Origin of the sequence: Methanobacterium sp. (assembly GCF_016217785.1) — an archaeon.
Taxonomy (GTDB): domain Archaea; phylum Methanobacteriota; class Methanobacteria; order Methanobacteriales; family Methanobacteriaceae; genus Methanobacterium.
In genome coordinates this window covers 144792-161489 of the sequence record NZ_JACRGA010000002.1, presented here as the reverse complement: position 1 = coordinate 161489, position 16698 = coordinate 144792, and the positions used below count along the sequence as shown (strand labels likewise).

At 40.4% G+C, this 16698-nt stretch carries 18 protein-coding genes; 1 reads left to right on the top strand and 17 read right to left on the bottom strand.

All coding sequences use genetic code 11. The features are described from left to right. Window positions 1-57: 57 nt before the first annotated feature. The 12 genes from infB to npdG all read right to left on the bottom strand — a co-directional run bounded on the left by infB (window position 58) and on the right by npdG (window position 9576). Window positions 58-1836, bottom strand: a complete 1779-nt coding sequence (infB, locus tag HY987_RS01005; protein WP_292754550.1) for a translation initiation factor IF-2 — start codon at window positions 1834-1836, stop codon at window positions 58-60. Between the two features lie 110 nt (window positions 1837-1946). Beyond that, window positions 1947-2405 (bottom strand): nucleoside-diphosphate kinase, encoded by a 459-nt coding sequence (gene ndk, locus HY987_RS01000; RefSeq protein WP_292754548.1) that lies wholly within the window; start codon window positions 2403-2405, stop codon window positions 1947-1949. Beyond that, complete coding sequence (locus HY987_RS00995; RefSeq protein WP_048072216.1) at window positions 2402-2563, bottom strand: 50S ribosomal protein L24e; 162 nt, start codon at window positions 2561-2563, stop codon at window positions 2402-2404. Before HY987_RS00995 ends, ndk begins: the two co-directional genes overlap by 4 nt. Before the next feature lie 17 nt (window positions 2564-2580). Continuing rightward, complete coding sequence (locus tag HY987_RS00990; RefSeq protein ID WP_004031085.1) at window positions 2581-2787, bottom strand: 30S ribosomal protein S28e; 207 nt, start codon at window positions 2785-2787, stop codon at window positions 2581-2583. 51 nt (window positions 2788-2838) lie between these two features. Then, a complete protein-coding gene (gene rpl7ae / locus HY987_RS00985; protein WP_292754545.1) occupies window positions 2839-3210 on the bottom strand; it encodes a 50S ribosomal protein L7Ae in 372 nt (123 codons plus the stop codon). 478 nt (window positions 3211-3688) lie between these two features. Continuing rightward, the gene (gene hfoB / locus HY987_RS00980; protein WP_004031090.1) at window positions 3689-3892 is read right to left on the bottom strand and encodes a histone HfoB; all 204 of its coding nucleotides are present in this window, start codon (window positions 3890-3892) and stop codon (window positions 3689-3691) included. A gap of 236 nt (window positions 3893-4128) precedes the next feature. Then, the gene (thrC, locus tag HY987_RS00975) at window positions 4129-5325 is read right to left on the bottom strand and encodes a threonine synthase (RefSeq protein ID WP_292754542.1); all 1197 of its coding nucleotides are present in this window, start codon (window positions 5323-5325) and stop codon (window positions 4129-4131) included. Between the two features lie 300 nt (window positions 5326-5625). Further along, entirely contained in the window at window positions 5626-6258 is a 633-nt protein-coding gene (locus tag HY987_RS00970; RefSeq protein ID WP_292754539.1) for a stage II sporulation protein M, read from the bottom strand. 97 nt (window positions 6259-6355) lie between these two features. Next, window positions 6356-7450, bottom strand: coding sequence for a tryptophan--tRNA ligase (locus tag HY987_RS00965; protein WP_292754536.1), 1095 nt, complete (start codon window positions 7448-7450; stop codon window positions 6356-6358). Window positions 7451-7518: 68 nt separating this feature from the next. Further along, window positions 7519-8031, bottom strand: coding sequence for a tRNA-intron lyase (endA, locus tag HY987_RS00960; protein ID WP_292754532.1), 513 nt, complete (start codon window positions 8029-8031; stop codon window positions 7519-7521). A 176-nt stretch (window positions 8032-8207) separates the two neighbouring features. Further along, the gene (gene hxlB / locus HY987_RS00955; protein ID WP_292754529.1) at window positions 8208-8789 is read right to left on the bottom strand and encodes a 6-phospho-3-hexuloisomerase; all 582 of its coding nucleotides are present in this window, start codon (window positions 8787-8789) and stop codon (window positions 8208-8210) included. Window positions 8790-8904: 115 nt separating this feature from the next. After that, the gene (gene npdG / locus HY987_RS00950; RefSeq protein ID WP_292754526.1) at window positions 8905-9576 is read right to left on the bottom strand and encodes an NADPH-dependent F420 reductase; all 672 of its coding nucleotides are present in this window, start codon (window positions 9574-9576) and stop codon (window positions 8905-8907) included. 705 nt (window positions 9577-10281) lie between these two features. Here npdG and HY987_RS00945 point away from each other — a divergent pair. Continuing rightward, complete coding sequence (locus tag HY987_RS00945; protein WP_292754524.1) at window positions 10282-10905, top strand: hypothetical protein; 624 nt, start codon at window positions 10282-10284, stop codon at window positions 10903-10905. A gap of 179 nt (window positions 10906-11084) precedes the next feature. Here the strand turns inward: HY987_RS00945 and HY987_RS00940 are convergent, their stop codons facing one another. The 5 genes from HY987_RS00940 to HY987_RS00920 all read right to left on the bottom strand — a co-directional run bounded on the left by HY987_RS00940 (window position 11085) and on the right by HY987_RS00920 (window position 16535). Beyond that, complete coding sequence (locus tag HY987_RS00940; protein WP_292754522.1) at window positions 11085-11834, bottom strand: sugar phosphate isomerase/epimerase; 750 nt, start codon at window positions 11832-11834, stop codon at window positions 11085-11087. A gap of 92 nt (window positions 11835-11926) precedes the next feature. After that, window positions 11927-13804 carry a PINc/VapC family ATPase gene (locus HY987_RS00935; protein ID WP_292754520.1) on the bottom strand — a complete coding sequence of 626 codons (1878 nt, stop codon included), beginning with the start codon at window positions 13802-13804 and terminating at the stop codon, window positions 11927-11929. Between the two features lies 1 nt (window position 13805). Next, window positions 13806-14204 carry a phosphoribosyl-AMP cyclohydrolase gene (gene hisI / locus HY987_RS00930; RefSeq protein ID WP_292754517.1) on the bottom strand — a complete coding sequence of 133 codons (399 nt, stop codon included), beginning with the start codon at window positions 14202-14204 and terminating at the stop codon, window positions 13806-13808. A gap of 5 nt (window positions 14205-14209) precedes the next feature. Next, entirely contained in the window at window positions 14210-15508 is a 1299-nt protein-coding gene (gene hisS / locus HY987_RS00925) for a histidine--tRNA ligase (protein ID WP_292754514.1), read from the bottom strand. 364 nt (window positions 15509-15872) lie between these two features. After that, the gene (locus HY987_RS00920; RefSeq protein WP_292754510.1) at window positions 15873-16535 is read right to left on the bottom strand and encodes an RNA ligase partner protein; all 663 of its coding nucleotides are present in this window, start codon (window positions 16533-16535) and stop codon (window positions 15873-15875) included. Window positions 16536-16698: the final 163 nt, after the last annotated feature.

The window sequence follows — 16698 nt, the reverse complement described above, 5'->3', positions numbered from 1 at the left end:
TATCGTTTTCCATCTAATTAATGATGATTATAATATATGACTTATATTACAGATTTACTAATAGATTCCCCAGCTTGGATCATCTTTTCTCTTAATATCCACAGTTTCCTGTAGTATATCTATTTCATCTTCGCTGAGATCTGATTTCATTTCGGTTTCCAGAATTTTATAATGATTTTCAGGAATATCTACGTATAGTACATCCCCTTCATCTAAATTACGTCCGAAAACTCCATCTTTTATGGCCATGGCCACTTTCTGCCCCTTGGAAATTGAAGGTAAGTTATCTCCCTTGTCCTGCATGCTTTCAACTGATCCCACTCGCAGTCCATTATTATCCAGTAAACCACTGCCCTTCCTGATGTTGCCTCCCAGAACTTCAATACCTGCTATTGCAGGTTTGCTCTGTCTGAAAACCAGTTTAGGGATGATACGTATTTTACCAGGTTTTATGATGGCGTCAAACCATTCTTTCTTCCTGCGTTCTTCAGCAGCCTGGATCCATTCCTGGTAATCTTCAGTTAACTGGTAGATCACGTTGGCTTGGAATATTTTCAAATCAGTATTTTTGATTTCCTCAGCTGCGGAGGGTAGGATCTTAACGTTGAAGGCGATGATCACTCCGTGCAGGTCATCTTCCTGGGTGACAATTGATGCATCCACCACATCCCTGCGGGAAACATCACCAATGTCAGCGGCACGAATGGGTACTTCCATTTCCTGGAGCATGTTCACCAGTGCTTCCAGGGATCCCAGGGTGTCTGCTTTAACTATGACTCCCATCTCATCAGTATCAACTTTAATATCCTCAATTTCATGCAGTATCTCTTCTTTAACCTCATCCAGGTCACCTCGTACCACTCTTAAAGGAGAGCCAGACATGACCTTGTCAATGTTAGGGGCTACAATCTTGATACCTGCTGCTGCAACCACTTCATCCACCTTTTTGAAACGTTTCTTTGCTTCTCTGATCTCTTCCAGGGCATTTGGCTTAAGTAGTGATCTTATTTTGGTGGTGATAACATCATCAGGGGTTGTAAGGACGATGGTGTCTTTGTGTCGGATTATACCATCATATATAACTGCGTCAATGGTGGTTCCTAATCCGGTTTCTTCTTTAACTTCAAGGATAGTGCCTTTGGCAGGTGCATCGGTTTCTATCTGTAACTGTTCCTTAAGGTACTGTTGGGCCAGTCCCAGGAGCATGGTTAACAGTTCTGCTATTCCCTCTCCGCTTTTAGCACTTATGGGGATGATACTTACCTGTCTGGCGAAGTTTTCCACCCGATCGAAGCGTTCTGATTCAAAACCTTCCCGATGTAATATTCCCACCAGTTCATAGACCTGGTTATCCAGGGCACTTTGAACGTTTGCTGGTTGTTTTTTATACGTTTGGGTGAAAGGTGCTCCTTCATGTGTTTGCCAACCATATATTCTATCCATTTTATTGGCAGCTACCACAAAGGGTGTTTTATACATTTTAAGGATATTCAGTGCTTCATAGGTTTGTGGTTTGAATCCTTCGTTGAGATCCACCATCAGAATTGCCAGATCAGCCAGAGCACCTCCCCTTTTACGGAGGGTGGTGAAGGCTTCGTGGCCAGGGGTGTCTATGAAGAACAGTCCTGGAAGTGTTTCTTTAATTTCCAGTTTGTCCAGGAAAGCCCCGCAGATGTTTTCAACGACTTCCATGGGGATTTCAGTGGCACCTATGTGCTGGGTTATTCCGCCTGCTTCCTTTTGTGCAATAGCACTGCCTCGGATAAAGTCCAGTAGTGTGGTTTTCCCGTGGTCCACATGACCCAGAACAGATACAATGGGTGATCTAATCTTCAAGGTTATCCTCCGACTCTAAAAAAATGTAGGGAACTAAAAAAGATATGTCCCTATTATGTTTGAATAGTTGGTTTAGTAGTTAGTATCCCAAAAAGCTTGAAAGAATCCTTTTATGGTTCTTCGTATATGAGTTCCCGATCTGGGAGCTGATATCCGCAGATTTCATCATCCTGGAAAAATAGTGCAATTTCCCTTTCTGCTGAAGCCGGTGAATCAGATGCATGCACAATATTTCTACCGGTTTGGATGGCGAAATCACCACGAATGGTGCCTAAATCTGCTTCTTTAGGGTTTGTTGCCCCTACCATTTTCCGGATTAGGCTGATGCATTCATCTCCTTCAATTACCATGGCCAGAACTGGGCCAGAGGTAATGTAATCCACCAAATCACCAAAGAAAGGTTTTTCCTGGTGTTCGGCGTAGTGTTCTTCGGCTTGATCACGGGGGATGATCATCATTTTTGTTGCCAGGATCTGTAGTCCCCGCTCCTCAAAGCGGGTTAAGATCTTTCCGGTTAATCTCCGCAGAATTGCATCGGGTTTCAGCATGACAAAACTTTTTTCCATCATTGTTTAACCCACTTAACCTTTCTGGGAACTCTACCGAGTTTTATACGATTTTTTTCACATTTGCTGCTGCAGAAAAGATACACCGTACCGTCTTTTTTGACGTACATTTTGCCGGTGCCCTCCTCTATTTCCTCTCCGCAGAATGAACATGTTCTCATGGTTAACACCTTTAATTCTAGGGAGTACGGATTTCCTTGGCTTCCCTGATGGTGTCCAAGAGCATCAGAATGTCGCCTTCCCTTATGGCTCCCATAACGTTTCGGGTTAATATCCTACCCTTATCTCTTCCTTCTAATATCCTGCATTTTACTTGCATGACCTCTCCGGTCATACCGGTTCTTTTAAGAACCTCAATAACTTCTGCAGGAGTTGCTTCTGCCATATAATCACCTTAAAAATTAGAAGAGTCCTGAGACTCTTCAGTTAGTGTAACTTATTTTTTGAGTTCTTCTACCTTTTCTACAATATCTTTGATGAGGTCTTCTGCTTCACCAGCATCAACTATACATGCAGATGCAGTTCCTACGTTTAGGCCAGCTGCTTCTCCCAGCTCATCTTTGGTGGGTATGTAGATGTAAGGTATTTCTTTTTCTTCAGCGAGAACAGGCATATGAGCGATAATTTCAGGTGGATCAACATCCTCTGCTAATAATACAAGTAGGGCGTCGCCTCTTTCAACGGCTTTGGTTACCTCGTTGCTTCCTTTTCCTACTTTACCAGTGTCTCTTGCTATTTCTAAAGCCTCGTAAGCTTTGTCCGCTAACTCTTTAGGTACATCAAATTTAACATACATTGCTTTTGCCATTTATTTACCTCCTTTTTCATCTGGTTTTAACCATCCATCGGCAAACACTAATTTTAGACTTCATATCATATAATTTATGGTATATGAAACTCTTGGTCCCGATGATTAAAGACCAAAAAAATTCTAATTTTAAACTTAAAAAGGTATTTTAGAATTCTAAAATTAGATGTATCAAAGTTGGTCAATCACAGTATATATACTTTACTTGGAAGTTGGTTTATGTGATTGGGGGGAGGATTATGGGAGTTACAAATCGGGCACAATAAGATTGTATTAATTTAATGATTATATCTTAGTTAAGCCCAGGATATTGAACTTCGATAACTTGTTGTAAAATTTATTTATTACCTAAGATATTTGGCTTGTAATCTAAAGTCAGATCCTTATAGTTTAAGTAATTAATTTAAATTTGGAAAAAAATAGCCATTATAATCCTTTAAAAAGTCTCTAAAAAATAAAAGAAAAAAGAAGGGTTAACTTATAGTCTTTTGACGGCGAGTTCGACGTCAGAAGCTTTAACAGTTTTCCTTCCTGCGTGTTTTGCCAGTTTAACAGCTTCGGTAGCGATAGTTTCGCCTTTTTCTTCTAAAGCTTTTGCTAGAGCTTCTCTAGCGTCATCACTTACTCTTTCTGCACCGGCGTTCTTTATTATTCTTCCAATTGGAGCTATTGGTAATTCCATATTAATCACCTCATTTTTGTATATTTGTTAATATACACTGTTGCCGTACTCCTATATATATGTATCGTTTAAAACACTCATTATTCGGTGATCTATATGGTATTGGGTCATGTCATGATGATCCCTATGATCTTGGGACACCACATGACAAATTATATGATCTTGGCTACTGGAAAAAAAATTGGGATATAGAAATAGTCCAGATTTTCTCTTAAAAAAAGGTGGGATAAAATCCTTTAATCTCCTTTTATAACCTTTAAAAGGGCATCTATATTTGCATCTATCTCAATAGGTTCTTCACATGCATCTATAGCTATATTGGGGTCTTTTAAAACGTGTCCTGTGACTACGCATACCACTTGTTCGCCCTTATCTATTTTACCGGTGTTAACCAGTTTTATAAGTCCTGCAATGGATGCTGCTGATGCTGGTTCCACTCCGATACCCTCGGTACGGGCCAGGAGTTTCTGAGCAGAGAGTATCTCCTCATCACTAACAGTTTCAGCCAATCCATCAGATTCATAAATGGCTCGAATAGCTTTTTTCGAACTAACTGGAGCCCCTATGCGAATAGCGGTGGCCACAGTTTCTGGGTTTTCCACAGGCACAATATCATCATAACCTTCCCAGACTGCCTTAGCTATGGGTGCTGCCCCTTCTGCCTGAATACCAGTCATACGGGGCAGATCATCGATAAAACCGGCACGGTGGAATTCAGTTATTCCCTTCCAAATGGCGGAGATGTTCCCGGCGTTTCCCACCGGGAGTATGATCCGGTCGGGGGATTTCCAGCCCAGGTCGTCAACTATCTCAAATCCAATGGATTTTTGACCCTCCAGTCGGTAGGGGTTAATGGAGTTTAAGAGGTAAAGATGGCCCTGCAGTGCAAGGCTGGTGATGGCCTCTAATGCCTGGTCAAAATTTCCCCGTACAGATAGAACCTGGGCTCCGTGGAACATGGCCTGGGCCAATTTACCCAGGGCAACCTTACCTGCAGGTAGGAGGACCACACACTTCAGACCGGCCCTGGCAGCATATGCAGCCAGAGAAGCAGAGGTGTTGCCAGTGGAAGCACAGCCCACTGTATCCACGCCTAATTCCATGGCCTTGGTGATCCCAACACTCATTCCCCTATCTTTGAAACTTCCGGTGGGGTTAGAACCCTCTACTTTTACGTAGAGTTCTATTCCCAGTTGTTCTCCCAGTTTATCACACTTACAGAAGGGAGTTCCACCCTCCTCCAGGCTAACTATGCCCGATGGATCAACAGGCATGAACTCCTTGTACTTCCACATGGTGGATTTACGGCAGTGGAAAACATCCTTGGATACGTTTGGCTGACATATAACTTCCAATATTGAACCACACTTATTACATGTGTATATTATTTCCTGGTCAGAATACTCTGCACCACAGGATATGCATCTCATCATAAAATCACCTTTATTTTTAAATAATGTTCACGATTCAATGAAATTCTTATTGCATAAATAAATTCACATTGAATTTACCTTGTCAAATAAAATATATTGAATTAAATCATTGAAATAGTATTTTTAATTGAATGATAATTCAAAATAATTATCAATGGATACAGTTATAAAAACTATTCCCTTTCACTGATTTAATCCAACGATATGAATATCAGTGTTATCACATCATGATTAGAATTTGATTAATGGGGTAATAACTAGATTAATGGGATAACTTAATGGGATAACCGAATTTATTCATCAGGCAACTCCTTTTATATAACTGGCCCAGCTAATAGTGAAGTTCGCTTCGATGATGGCTCCTATCAGAATCAAAACCGCGGCTATTCCCATCAGGACCAGGGTGTCCTTGAACTCATCCCAATTGGCTTCCAGTAAATATTTCAACTGATTGGACATGGAAAAATCGGATTGCAGTTTTAACACGCCCTTTAAAATCTTCAATTCAATACTGGCCAGTTTGAATCCAGCGGCACCTGCAATAATGATTCCTAAAAGTTCAAAAACACCATGGGGTAAGGTGTATATAATGAAGTCACCTAACTGAAACTGGGCTGCGGTGTAACCAATGAAGATTCCGTTACTAATTAGGTAAAAAGCAGTTATCACTCCAAAAATTAAGCCTCCCCCGTAAAGCAGTAATGCAATTTTAATATTATTGGCAAAAAGAGAAAGAGTGGTGAGTTGTAACTCCCCCTGAACCAGACGCCTTTTAAAGTCACCTAACATTTCCGCTAGAATGGGTTCCAGCATTCCTGCAAAGGCATATCCTATAAAAATGGAAGCTATGAACATCATGGCGGATAACATGAAAAAAATTTCATTACGGTTGTATAACCCACTTATCAAACCTTCATATCTTTCTTTGGCCATGGTTTAACTCCTATTATTATAATCCCTTTTGTTAATTTAATATAATATGACTTTAACTTAACTTTAACATAACACTATAAGCTTTATAGGTTCAATCTTATGCTTCCAGTATAGTTTCGGCTTTATCCCTAACTTTTTCTCTTTTCTTCTCCAGATCCTTAAAGAAGGCCCTTATCATCTCTGCAGCCCGTGCTTTGCACTCTCCACACATAATGCTGCCTTCTCTGCATTGTTGGTGGATCTCTTTTAACTGGGAATCTGACTGAAGTAGATGGTAAAGTAACATCTCGTAGACCACACAGTCCTCTGGAACACCACCCATCTTCTTTTGCTCCTCTAAACTTTCTCTTCCACCTGTTTTAGCAGATTTTAATTTTTTTAGAGCCACATCTGGTGTGTCACTCAGGAATATGGCTGTTTTTGGTTTGCTGCTGGACATTTTACCCCCGGTTAACCCGGTGATGAAACGATGGTATGTTGAAGATGGGGATATGAACTTAAACTGTGACTGGAAACGATCAGCAATATCCCGGGTGAGACGTATGTGCGGGTCCTGATCTGGCCCTACTGGAACCACAGTGGGTTTAGGACCTCCGCATTCTTCCAGTTGAGGGTGCAGTATGTCTGCTACTTGTATCATTGGTGTGTAAATATGGGCTATGTTGGTGGAACCTGAAAAACCATAAATGGCCTTCATCTCATTCATGTTAACTCGTTTTGCCAGTTTGTAGGCTAAATCTGTCACAGTTTTGTTACGAGATGTCAGGTAAATGTGCAGGTTCTTATCATCAGGGTCCAGACCCAGGGCGATGTAGTTGGTGATGTATTCTTCAATGGCAATCCTTCTGGCTTCGGGAAAATCTATTCCCCTGGCAGAGTAGGATTCCATGTCGGCGATGGGAATGTAAATCTCGGCACCCTTTTCCTGGTACCAGATGAGTTGGTCCACTATCATTTTGTGGCCGATGTGCATTTTGCCACTGGGCATCATACCGGTGACCACTGCGAAGTCAGTTTTTTCACGGATGGCTTTAACAATTCTACCATAATCGCGATGTCCGAATACAATTCCCCTGCGCATGAGAATGTGGGGGTCTTCCAAGTCGCTTAAAAGGTCTTGGAATGGTTTTATTCCAAATTCTTCTATGAGTTTTTCATAGTTTACTATGGCTGAGCTCCATGGATCTATCAATAAATCACCTTTAATACATAATAATCGTTTTAAGTTAGTTTATAAAGTTTTGTTATGTTTAGTAGTCATTATGGTCGGGTCCACTCAACATTGTAGTAGGTGATGTCCTGTTCATCATCCACCACTGCTAATAAAAGTTTCTTGTTAACTCCGTGGGCCACACGAACATAACTGGAAAAATCAAGTACAGATATGTTCTGGGTTTCTGTTACCACCTTCACCACAAAATCTGAATGGCCATCACCAGGGGATTTACCCCTTTCATATAATCTGAACTCTGAACCGTATTTAAAACCAGTTTTAACAATGTATCCCCTATTTCTGAGGTCTTTATAGACCATGTATCTGTATAAGAGGTCTTTATCTTGGATGAGTTCCCGCATCTCATCAAGGGAAATAACTTTATCCTGGTTTTTTTTATCCAGAATCGTTATTTTCCCCTTTTCCTGGAGGTAAAAGGCCTCCATTAATGAAAGTTGCAGTTCATCCTGGTTAAACTTACCATAATGACTTTTTTCACTGAGAGCAACTGCTTTTTTATCTTTGATAATTACTAGTTCTCCGACTAACTCTGCATCCATATTATTCCACCTTTTAACACACTGGATGTAGTTTAAGATTTAATATTTGGATTTACTATTTAGATTTAAGTTAAAAATCCGGATGGATTACCACGGGATTATTTTATAAAATCCTGTTGGGGTTATAAAATCCTGTTAAGTGGTGCTTTAATCTATTATGTAATAGCTTAATATTTTCAATCTCTGGCATGTAACTTTTTTAGATCATTTTCTTTTTTACCCAGGCGGATCATGAATGCGGCTATGAGGCCATCCAGAAACAGGTGAGTGCTGTCTTCGAAAAGGGTTCCCATGGGGGTTAGATCATCGTAGTTTCCCTTGAGAACATGGGATGTGTAGTATTTCCAGGGAACTTTGCTCTTGCTATCAATATTAACCACCACATCCGAGTTTTTGCTGAGGGTGGATTCAAGATCGGTGGTTATTCCCACCACTTTGGTTCCCACTTCTCGGGCAGTTTCCGCGGCAAGGGTCACTGTCTTGGTTTCCCCTGATCCTGAAATTGCTATGAGGCAGTCTTTTTCAGTAAGTGCCGGGGTGGTTACATCGCCCACCACGTAAACTATGAATCCCAGATGCATCAGACGCATGGCAAATGCCTTACCCACCAGTTCAGACCGTCCACTTCCCACAATGAATGTGGATTTTGAATCAGTTATGCACTGGATCATCAGTTCTACCTGTTCGTCATCAATGCGGCCTATAACCTCCAGGGCGTGTTTGGCTATTCCTTCTGCGGTTTTTTTTATGTATTCCATATTCTATGACCTTTTCTTTTTTTTGGGATTTTCCATTTTTTTGGGAAATTCCAGTTATTTCCAGTATTATCTTTGATCTAAGTCTTTGCTTGACGTTAATACTGGTTAAAATTCATTAAAGTCCAGTTATCCTGATACCAGCCAGTTTTATTTTGTTGCGTATGTTGAGGTTTATAAGTAGTGGGGTTATCTTTTCTACGATCCTGGCGTTTTCCAGGTTACCGCAATCTATAGCCCTTACTCCTGGTATTTTTCCTGCTAATTTCATGGCTTCCTTCTTGGCTTCGGCATCATCTCCAGATATGAGGCAGTCACATTCCACATTGTTTTCAATGTTAGTCAGACTGGCGGCACTGATATTGTTAAAGGCTGAAACCACCCTCACATTTTTATCTTTAAGGAAGTTTGCAGTTCTTTCAGCAGCAGAACCATCCCACATATTCACGTATCTTACTGGGCTACCACCCAAGCAGCTTTCCATGGGAACAGTGGCATCAATTAAGATTTTACCCTCAACATGTTCTTTGATACTTTTAAGGGTAACCATCTGTGCCTGAAGTGGCACGGTTAAAATCACAATATCTGCTTCCCTGCATGCTTCTTCATTGGTCATACCCTTTACATTGGGACATTCATCAGATTTTAACATATTTTCAATGAGATTAACAGCGTTTTCAGCTTTTTTAACATCCCTGGAGCCGACGATTACCTGTTCTCCTCCTTTTGCAAATCTAAGTGCCAATCCAAGTCCCTGATCTCCAGTTCCACCTATTATTCCAATTTTCAAAGAAAAACATCCCCTTAAAATTTTCTCAATATCATTTTTTCTAATCTTCTCTTAAATACAATATCCTAAATACAATATTATTCTATGATAAAAAATTAGACTTAAATGTTTATTAAGTATGGTATGATCAACTCTGAAGATATCCTTTCATTGTGGGTGTGATTGGTATAGTTGGTTACTGTTGATGCCAGTCAAAATTGTTAAAAACCAAAACTATATATAGCAGTTTTTCCCTAAATGTGTAGAAAGAGCACATTAGTGTAGAAAGAACACATTAAAGATTATCAATAATTTACAATTGAAAGAAGTAATATGTTAATAAAGAGAAATAAAATTGTGTTAATAAATTAAATGAAGCCCAATATCAGAGTTTCCATGTTCAATATAATTTTAATTTGAAATGTTAATTTGAATTTATCATCCAGACAATATACCTTTCACATAATGGAATTTTTATTCTGTCAATTTTGATGTTTGATTAGCAAACTATCTCTTTTTGTGAATATCGCTTTTATAGCTATCTTTCAGGGAGACAGTATGCTTTATAATCAGGGAATACGTGTTAATATTAATTTAACAAGATTGTTCTCAATTTCTAAAGAATAAAATAATAAAAAATCATAATTTGAGGTGTTTAAATGTATTACATGTGGTTCAAAGAACCCAATAGTCTTTAGTGGCGATTGTGGCAAACCAGTAAACCTAATGGTACCACTAATTGTGGCATGCCAGGATATTTGGCATGATTTTGCTGGAATGAACCAACGGAGGAATTATATTAAGCGAAATTTATACAAAGCGGCTATAGTCGTTTTATTATTAGGAGCATTGCCAGTTAGCAGTGCTGCATCAATTGGTGGGTATTTTATACCCGGAGGAATGTACGGAGGAGAATCTGGATACTACTACTGGGAAGATTACTGTCCTTTATGTGACCATTATGGTTGCCTGGAAGTAAATCCCAAGGGAACTTATGAAGGTGAAGTAACCTGTTCCATATGCGACGCAGATTATGACGGATGTACTGGATACGATAAATCTGCTTACGGTGCAAGGGCTCAGTTGATACCTGCAACCAAGGAAACAACCGAACCAGTAAACGTTACTGCCCAATCAACAGAACAACCTTCCGTACCAGAAACCAATAACTCAACATCAAATTCTAATGTAACAGTTGAATCAGAAGAATTAACATCAAAATCATTAATTCCAATAACAAATCATCCTGAAACAACTATTACTGTGGAATTAGGTGTTGAAAATGTGCTGGTGAACAACACAGTTCTACAGGCACATCTAAAGAAAATAAATGAATACTGGCTGGTCTAAATTTAAACCAGCCCGACCACATTTTTTTTAATATTTTAATATCCCATTTTTTTGATTAAATTTCAGTTCTTTATTATTATCCATAAAAATCTTATCCATAAAAATCCTTAAAAATAAATATTCCTTCTTTAATAGTAGTAAGTTTTTAAAATAATGTTTTAAAATAATATTAAGTAGATTTAAAGCATTTTTTCTATGAAATCCAGACTACGGGCAACATCCTGGGGATCTTTAACTTCCACCATCAGAACCCCATCATATCTGGACTCATCAATACTCTTAAAGAGTAAATCAAAGTCTATACTCCCAGTGCCCAGGGCGTTGTGTTGGTCGAATGTTCCGTCGTTGTCACTGAGATGAACATGTTTAATAAGGGGATAATCGAACATATCTGACGAGGGAAAACCTGAATTATGAGCATGTCCCACATCCAGGGTCATATATGCATCAATTTCTTCTACGAGAGAATTCAATTCATTTAAATCCTGGTAGAGTAGACTTTCTATCACTGGCATGTTCTCTACGCACATATAAATACCAATGTCCCGGGCATAACGAGAACATTCTGTTAGGGATTCCAGGTTATACTTCAGTATTTTTTCTTCTATTTTTCTTCCCATAATGGGCATGCTACCGGGGTGCACCACAACCAGATCAGCATTCCATGCAACAGCCCGGTCCATGGACGTTTTAACTTCTTCAATTGATGAATTACGGATGGATTGGTTATGTGATGCCAGGTTTATGTCAGAGAGGGGTGAATGCACCGTCAGCTTAATCTGATGGGAATCCAGTAGGCCATCTTCAATTTCATGGTAGGGATATTCGTTGATTATTTCACAGTAATCAATATTCCTTTCTTCCAGACACTCAAGCACAACTTCCAGGGGCTGAGGATACAGGGCCAGGGTTGAAACACCAATTTTCATAGTTCATGCCTCTTCACTAAGTATGTTCTCTAAATTAATCTGAAAATCTTACTCCATCTGGTAAAAAAAATAAAATAATGAGATCATCTACCTTATTCTATTCTGATCCGGGCTTGAATAGATAGATTACTTTTTCTGGCGTTAAGAATTATCTCCGCAAGTTCAATATCTTTTTTTATTTTGATGGTGCCTTTTTTACCCACCGTAGCTGTGAAAAGATAATCATCATCCACCAGGATATCGAAGGGAGTACCCACCACATCTTTACCGAAATTCAAAACCACATAGTTACCAGACATTTCCACTTTAACCGGTACATATTCCGAGGATAATAGTTCCGGGATGTGCCCTCTTTTTTGAGGGGGTTTTGTCGAGGTATTGGTTTTGGCGGTTTTGGCTGCCAATGGTTCCACACCAATACTTATACCGACCTTATTTTCCAATTCGTCGATATTTTTCCCTTTTCTACCTATGAGTTTGGGAATGGAATCTTCATCAACCCATACTGAGGCTCTGCGGTCGGATTTCATTTCAACTTCCACCCGGCCTGGTACCCTTTTCTTGACTTCTTTGATGATCTCCCTTTCAGCCATTTTCTGGATAGGGGTTTTCTTCATTTTTGTCTGGCCCACATCCATGACAATGGTTTGCTCTCCATAGGTGTAGATCTCATGAACCAGGTCTCCGGTTTCAAAGTCCCGGATTTCAATAACTGGCCTGGAAAGATCCGCCTCTAACATTCCACTGGGAACTTTAACCATTAGTTTAACATCGTAAATAGCGGCCACTCTTCCTTCGTCAATGTAGATGGTGGTGTCTACAATGGATGGGATCATACCCAGCTCAACCCGACCAATAATCCTTTGAATGGCATCAATCGGTCGTGTGGCATGGACCACCCCAATCATACCCACACCAGCCAGGCGCATATCTGCAAAGATACGGAAATCATTGGTTTTACGCAGTTCATCATATATTGTGTAATCTGGCCTTACCAGGAGTAATATGTCAGCGGTTTTCCCCATATCTTTCTCCAGGGGTGCGTACTGGGTGATTTCATCTCCCACTTGCAGGTCCCGGGGAGATTCCATAGTTTTGACAATGGTCCCTAACTTTTGATAAAATTCGGCTACTGCCTGGGCGAAGGTGGTTTTACCCGCTCCAGGAGGGCCTGCAATGAGTATTCCCTTAGCACTGTTAGTTAATCTGTCAATTAGTTGTTCAGGGAGGCTATAACTATCTATGGACACCTTGGCCACTGGCCTCACAATGGTGATTTCAATACCATCAGAAAATGGGGGTCTGGCAATGGAGATACGGTACTCCCGGAACTGCACCACCGTGGCTCCTTCCCTTTCAATCTCGATAAAACTTTTAAAATCACTTTTAGCCCGTTCCACTATCTCACGAGCCATGTATTCAATCTGTCCCCTGCTGAGAGGTTTGGATCTGATACGGACCAGTTTAGTGTTGCCGGGTTTCCCCTTTTTGGCCATGGGGGTCACATTCTCTTTTAAATGGACAGACATGGTGTTTTTATCGAAATATTTAGTTACTTCGATGTCCCCATACTCCAGCATCTCTGGTTTAAGATATATGGCGTTGAGGCCCTGGGCTTCAGCCACTTCCTTTTGAACCTTGTCACTGGTTATGAGGGTTGCTTTATGTTCTCCGGCTGCCCCTCTGATCATGGCGTCGATTTCCCCGCCTCTGGCCAGGGATATTTCTTCCAGGGTGGGTCGGCGCCCCACATAACTCAGGTGTATTTTGCCCTGACCATGCAGTTTCTGTAAATTTTTAAGCTCTTCCAGGCCATTATATCCACTATCTCTTCCTTTATTTGCCTGATTTTCCAATTCAGATACAACTGCTTCGGGTACTATCACCTCACAGCCCTGGTAGTCTTCTTCCTGAACTATGCGGGTGATTCTACCGTCAACTATAACACTTGTATCTGGAACAATTCTCATCCTATTTGTCTCCATAAACTTTTTCAGGTGCAAAAACTCTTTCTTTAACTACTTCGAGTTTCCGCCCATTATCTACAATTTCTCTGAAGAAACATGAATAATACCCCTCATGACATGCCGCACCCAGTTGTTTCACCTTGAGAAGCACGGCATCCTGGTCACAGTCAGTGAAGATTTCTTTTACTTCCTGCACATGACCGGAGCTTTCACCCTTGAACCACAACTGTTTACGGCTGGTGCTCCAGTAATGCGCCTTACCTGTCTCAATTGTTTTGTTGAAAGCGTCACGATTCATGTAGGCTACCATGAGCACTTCACCATTTTCATGGTCCTGGGCTATGGCTATAACCAGTTTTTCTCCATTAACCACATGACGGTAGTTAAGTTCTGGTACATCCATTTTCATCATTCCTTATTATTAATTCTGTCTAATAAAATATCTTTAACCATTTCAAGAGGTATTTGCTCCTGATCTCCGGATTCCATGTCTTTAATGGTTAATTTATTTTCTTCCAGTTCACGGGCTCCAATGAGAACCACAAACCTCGCTCCGGAGTTACTGGCAAAAGATAGGGTCTTCTTAAGTTTCCGCCCCACCAGTTCCACATCAGTTGAAATGCCTGATTTTCTTAAGTTTTGGGCTATTTCAAAGGCATGGAGTTTCATTTCTGAGGATATGGGGGTTACGAAAACATCCACCCGTCTTTCGACTTGAGTGTTGGTTTCCTGTATTTTAAGGGCGCCCATAACCCGGTCGAAGCCAAAGGCGAATCCAGTGGATTCCACCTTTTCGCCACCGAAAATCTCTATTAAATTATAGGTTCCCCCACCACTTATTTGTTTCTGGGCTCCCAGACCTTCCACGTAGATCTCAAAAACAGTCCCGGTGTAGTAATCCAGTCCCCGGGCAATACCCAAATTCACGGTGTAATCAGCAAAACCAAAGGCTTCTAACATTTCCAGTAGTGTTTCAAGTTCTTCAAGTGATTCCATGGCATCAGGAAAATCTTTAATTATATTTTTCACTTTATCAATTATATCCTGATGTCCACGCATACCAACTAATTTCAGGAGGATGTTTTTTGAGTTTTCGGGGAGTTTCAGATCTCCCAGTAACTTTTTAAGTTCCTCGACATCTCCCTTATCTATCAGTGCCATTATTTGATCCTGCTGGTCAGCTGAAACACTGTCCTGACTGAGAATTCCCCTTAGAATTCCCAGATTGCCCAAGTGTATCTGGTAATCTTCTAATTTCAGTTCTTCCAGGCAGTGGGCTGCCATAGCAATGATTTCAGCTTCAGAGTCAGGAGATTTTCCACCGATGAGTTCACACCCCATCTGCCAGAACTGGCGGAAACGTCCAGCCTGTGGCCTTTCGTAACGGAAGCAACTCCCAAAATAGTACATTTTAAGGGGTTTAGCTGCTTTTTGTAGTTCATTCAAATATATTCTGGCTACTGGTGCTGTTAATTCAGGTCGGAGTGCCAGATCCCTTCCACCCTTGTCCTGGAAGTGATATATTTCATCTATTATTCCTTCACCGGACTTTAGGGTGAAAAGCGAGAGATCCTCGAAGATGGGAGTTTTAATCTCCTGATAACCGTAGGTTTCAAACACTTTTCTCATGGTGTTTTCCACGAGTTTTCTTTCTTTCATCTCCTTAAAGAGGAAATCACGGGTTCCTCTTGGTTTTTGCAGTTCCATTCCTAATTCTCCTACATTTAAACGTGAGTCACATTGATATGAATTAATGATTTTTTTATTCTAAAGTCTTGTATTGGATTTTCATTATAGATAGTATTATGGGAGAGTTAACCACTTGAACCATTCTAAAGAAAAAAATATTAAATGGATTATTTCATTGAAAGATATTGACTGAAAGATATTGCCCCTGGTTGGCAGATGATTAGTAGTAAAAAAATGGTTTCATGAGAAATGGTTTTCATGATAACCGTTACTATTCCAAGAGATAACAGTTTTTATGGAATATAAGTTATTTTTCCAATGAAATAACGGTTGTTCATAGGATAAAGGTTAATTTTTCAATGAAATAATAGGTTCAAATTATTCATTCGTAGTATTTAAGGTACTCTCTGAGCATTTTGGGGAATGATTTGGCACTTAAAAAGCGGAGTCCCAGTCGTTCTGCCCAGATTTTGATACCTTCATCTGCAGCCACCACTCCTGCTCCCAGTTCTTTGGCTAAGAGGAGCACGTCCAGGTCAGGGGCGCTGTCCAGGGTTCCTTTTCGGAGCGCTGCCCGGTAGCGTTTCCTGAAGTCTTTAATGGCCTTGCCGATGACTTCCATCTCGATCTGGGTTTTTTTCTCCCCACGGGACATCATAACCATGGATTCCACCGCTGCCTCCCACACTGCACTTTCCGAGATGCGCATACCCTTGTTCATCCTTTCCCTCATATCCTGCACATATTCATAGAATATCTCCGAGGGTATTTTGGTGTCGTAGCGGTTAGGAGTTTTTTTAACAATCCATGTCTCAGCTTTGATCATGATACTTTGGGGGCAGTCATAGCGGGTTATGTAATCAGTGAATTCCTTGTAGGTGATTGGAGGCATGTGGCAGCTCATGTTGAGTTTTATCCTGGAACTGGCTATAAGATCCAGCAGTACCTCCACTGTCTTGTCCAGTTCCCCATCTCCATAATCATCCCTTAACTGATTATCAGTAAAGGCAGTTGTGTCTAAAACAAACCTTTGTTTGGCGATCATTTATTCAAACCCCACACAGAACATCATCACATTATCCTTCATGGTATTCATGATGGATAAAATTTCATCCCATCTTGTAACTTTTCTAACATAAACTGTTAACATAATTTATTCTAAGGGATTAATATAAAATGTTCCCTAAATTAACTAATGGTGATATAAA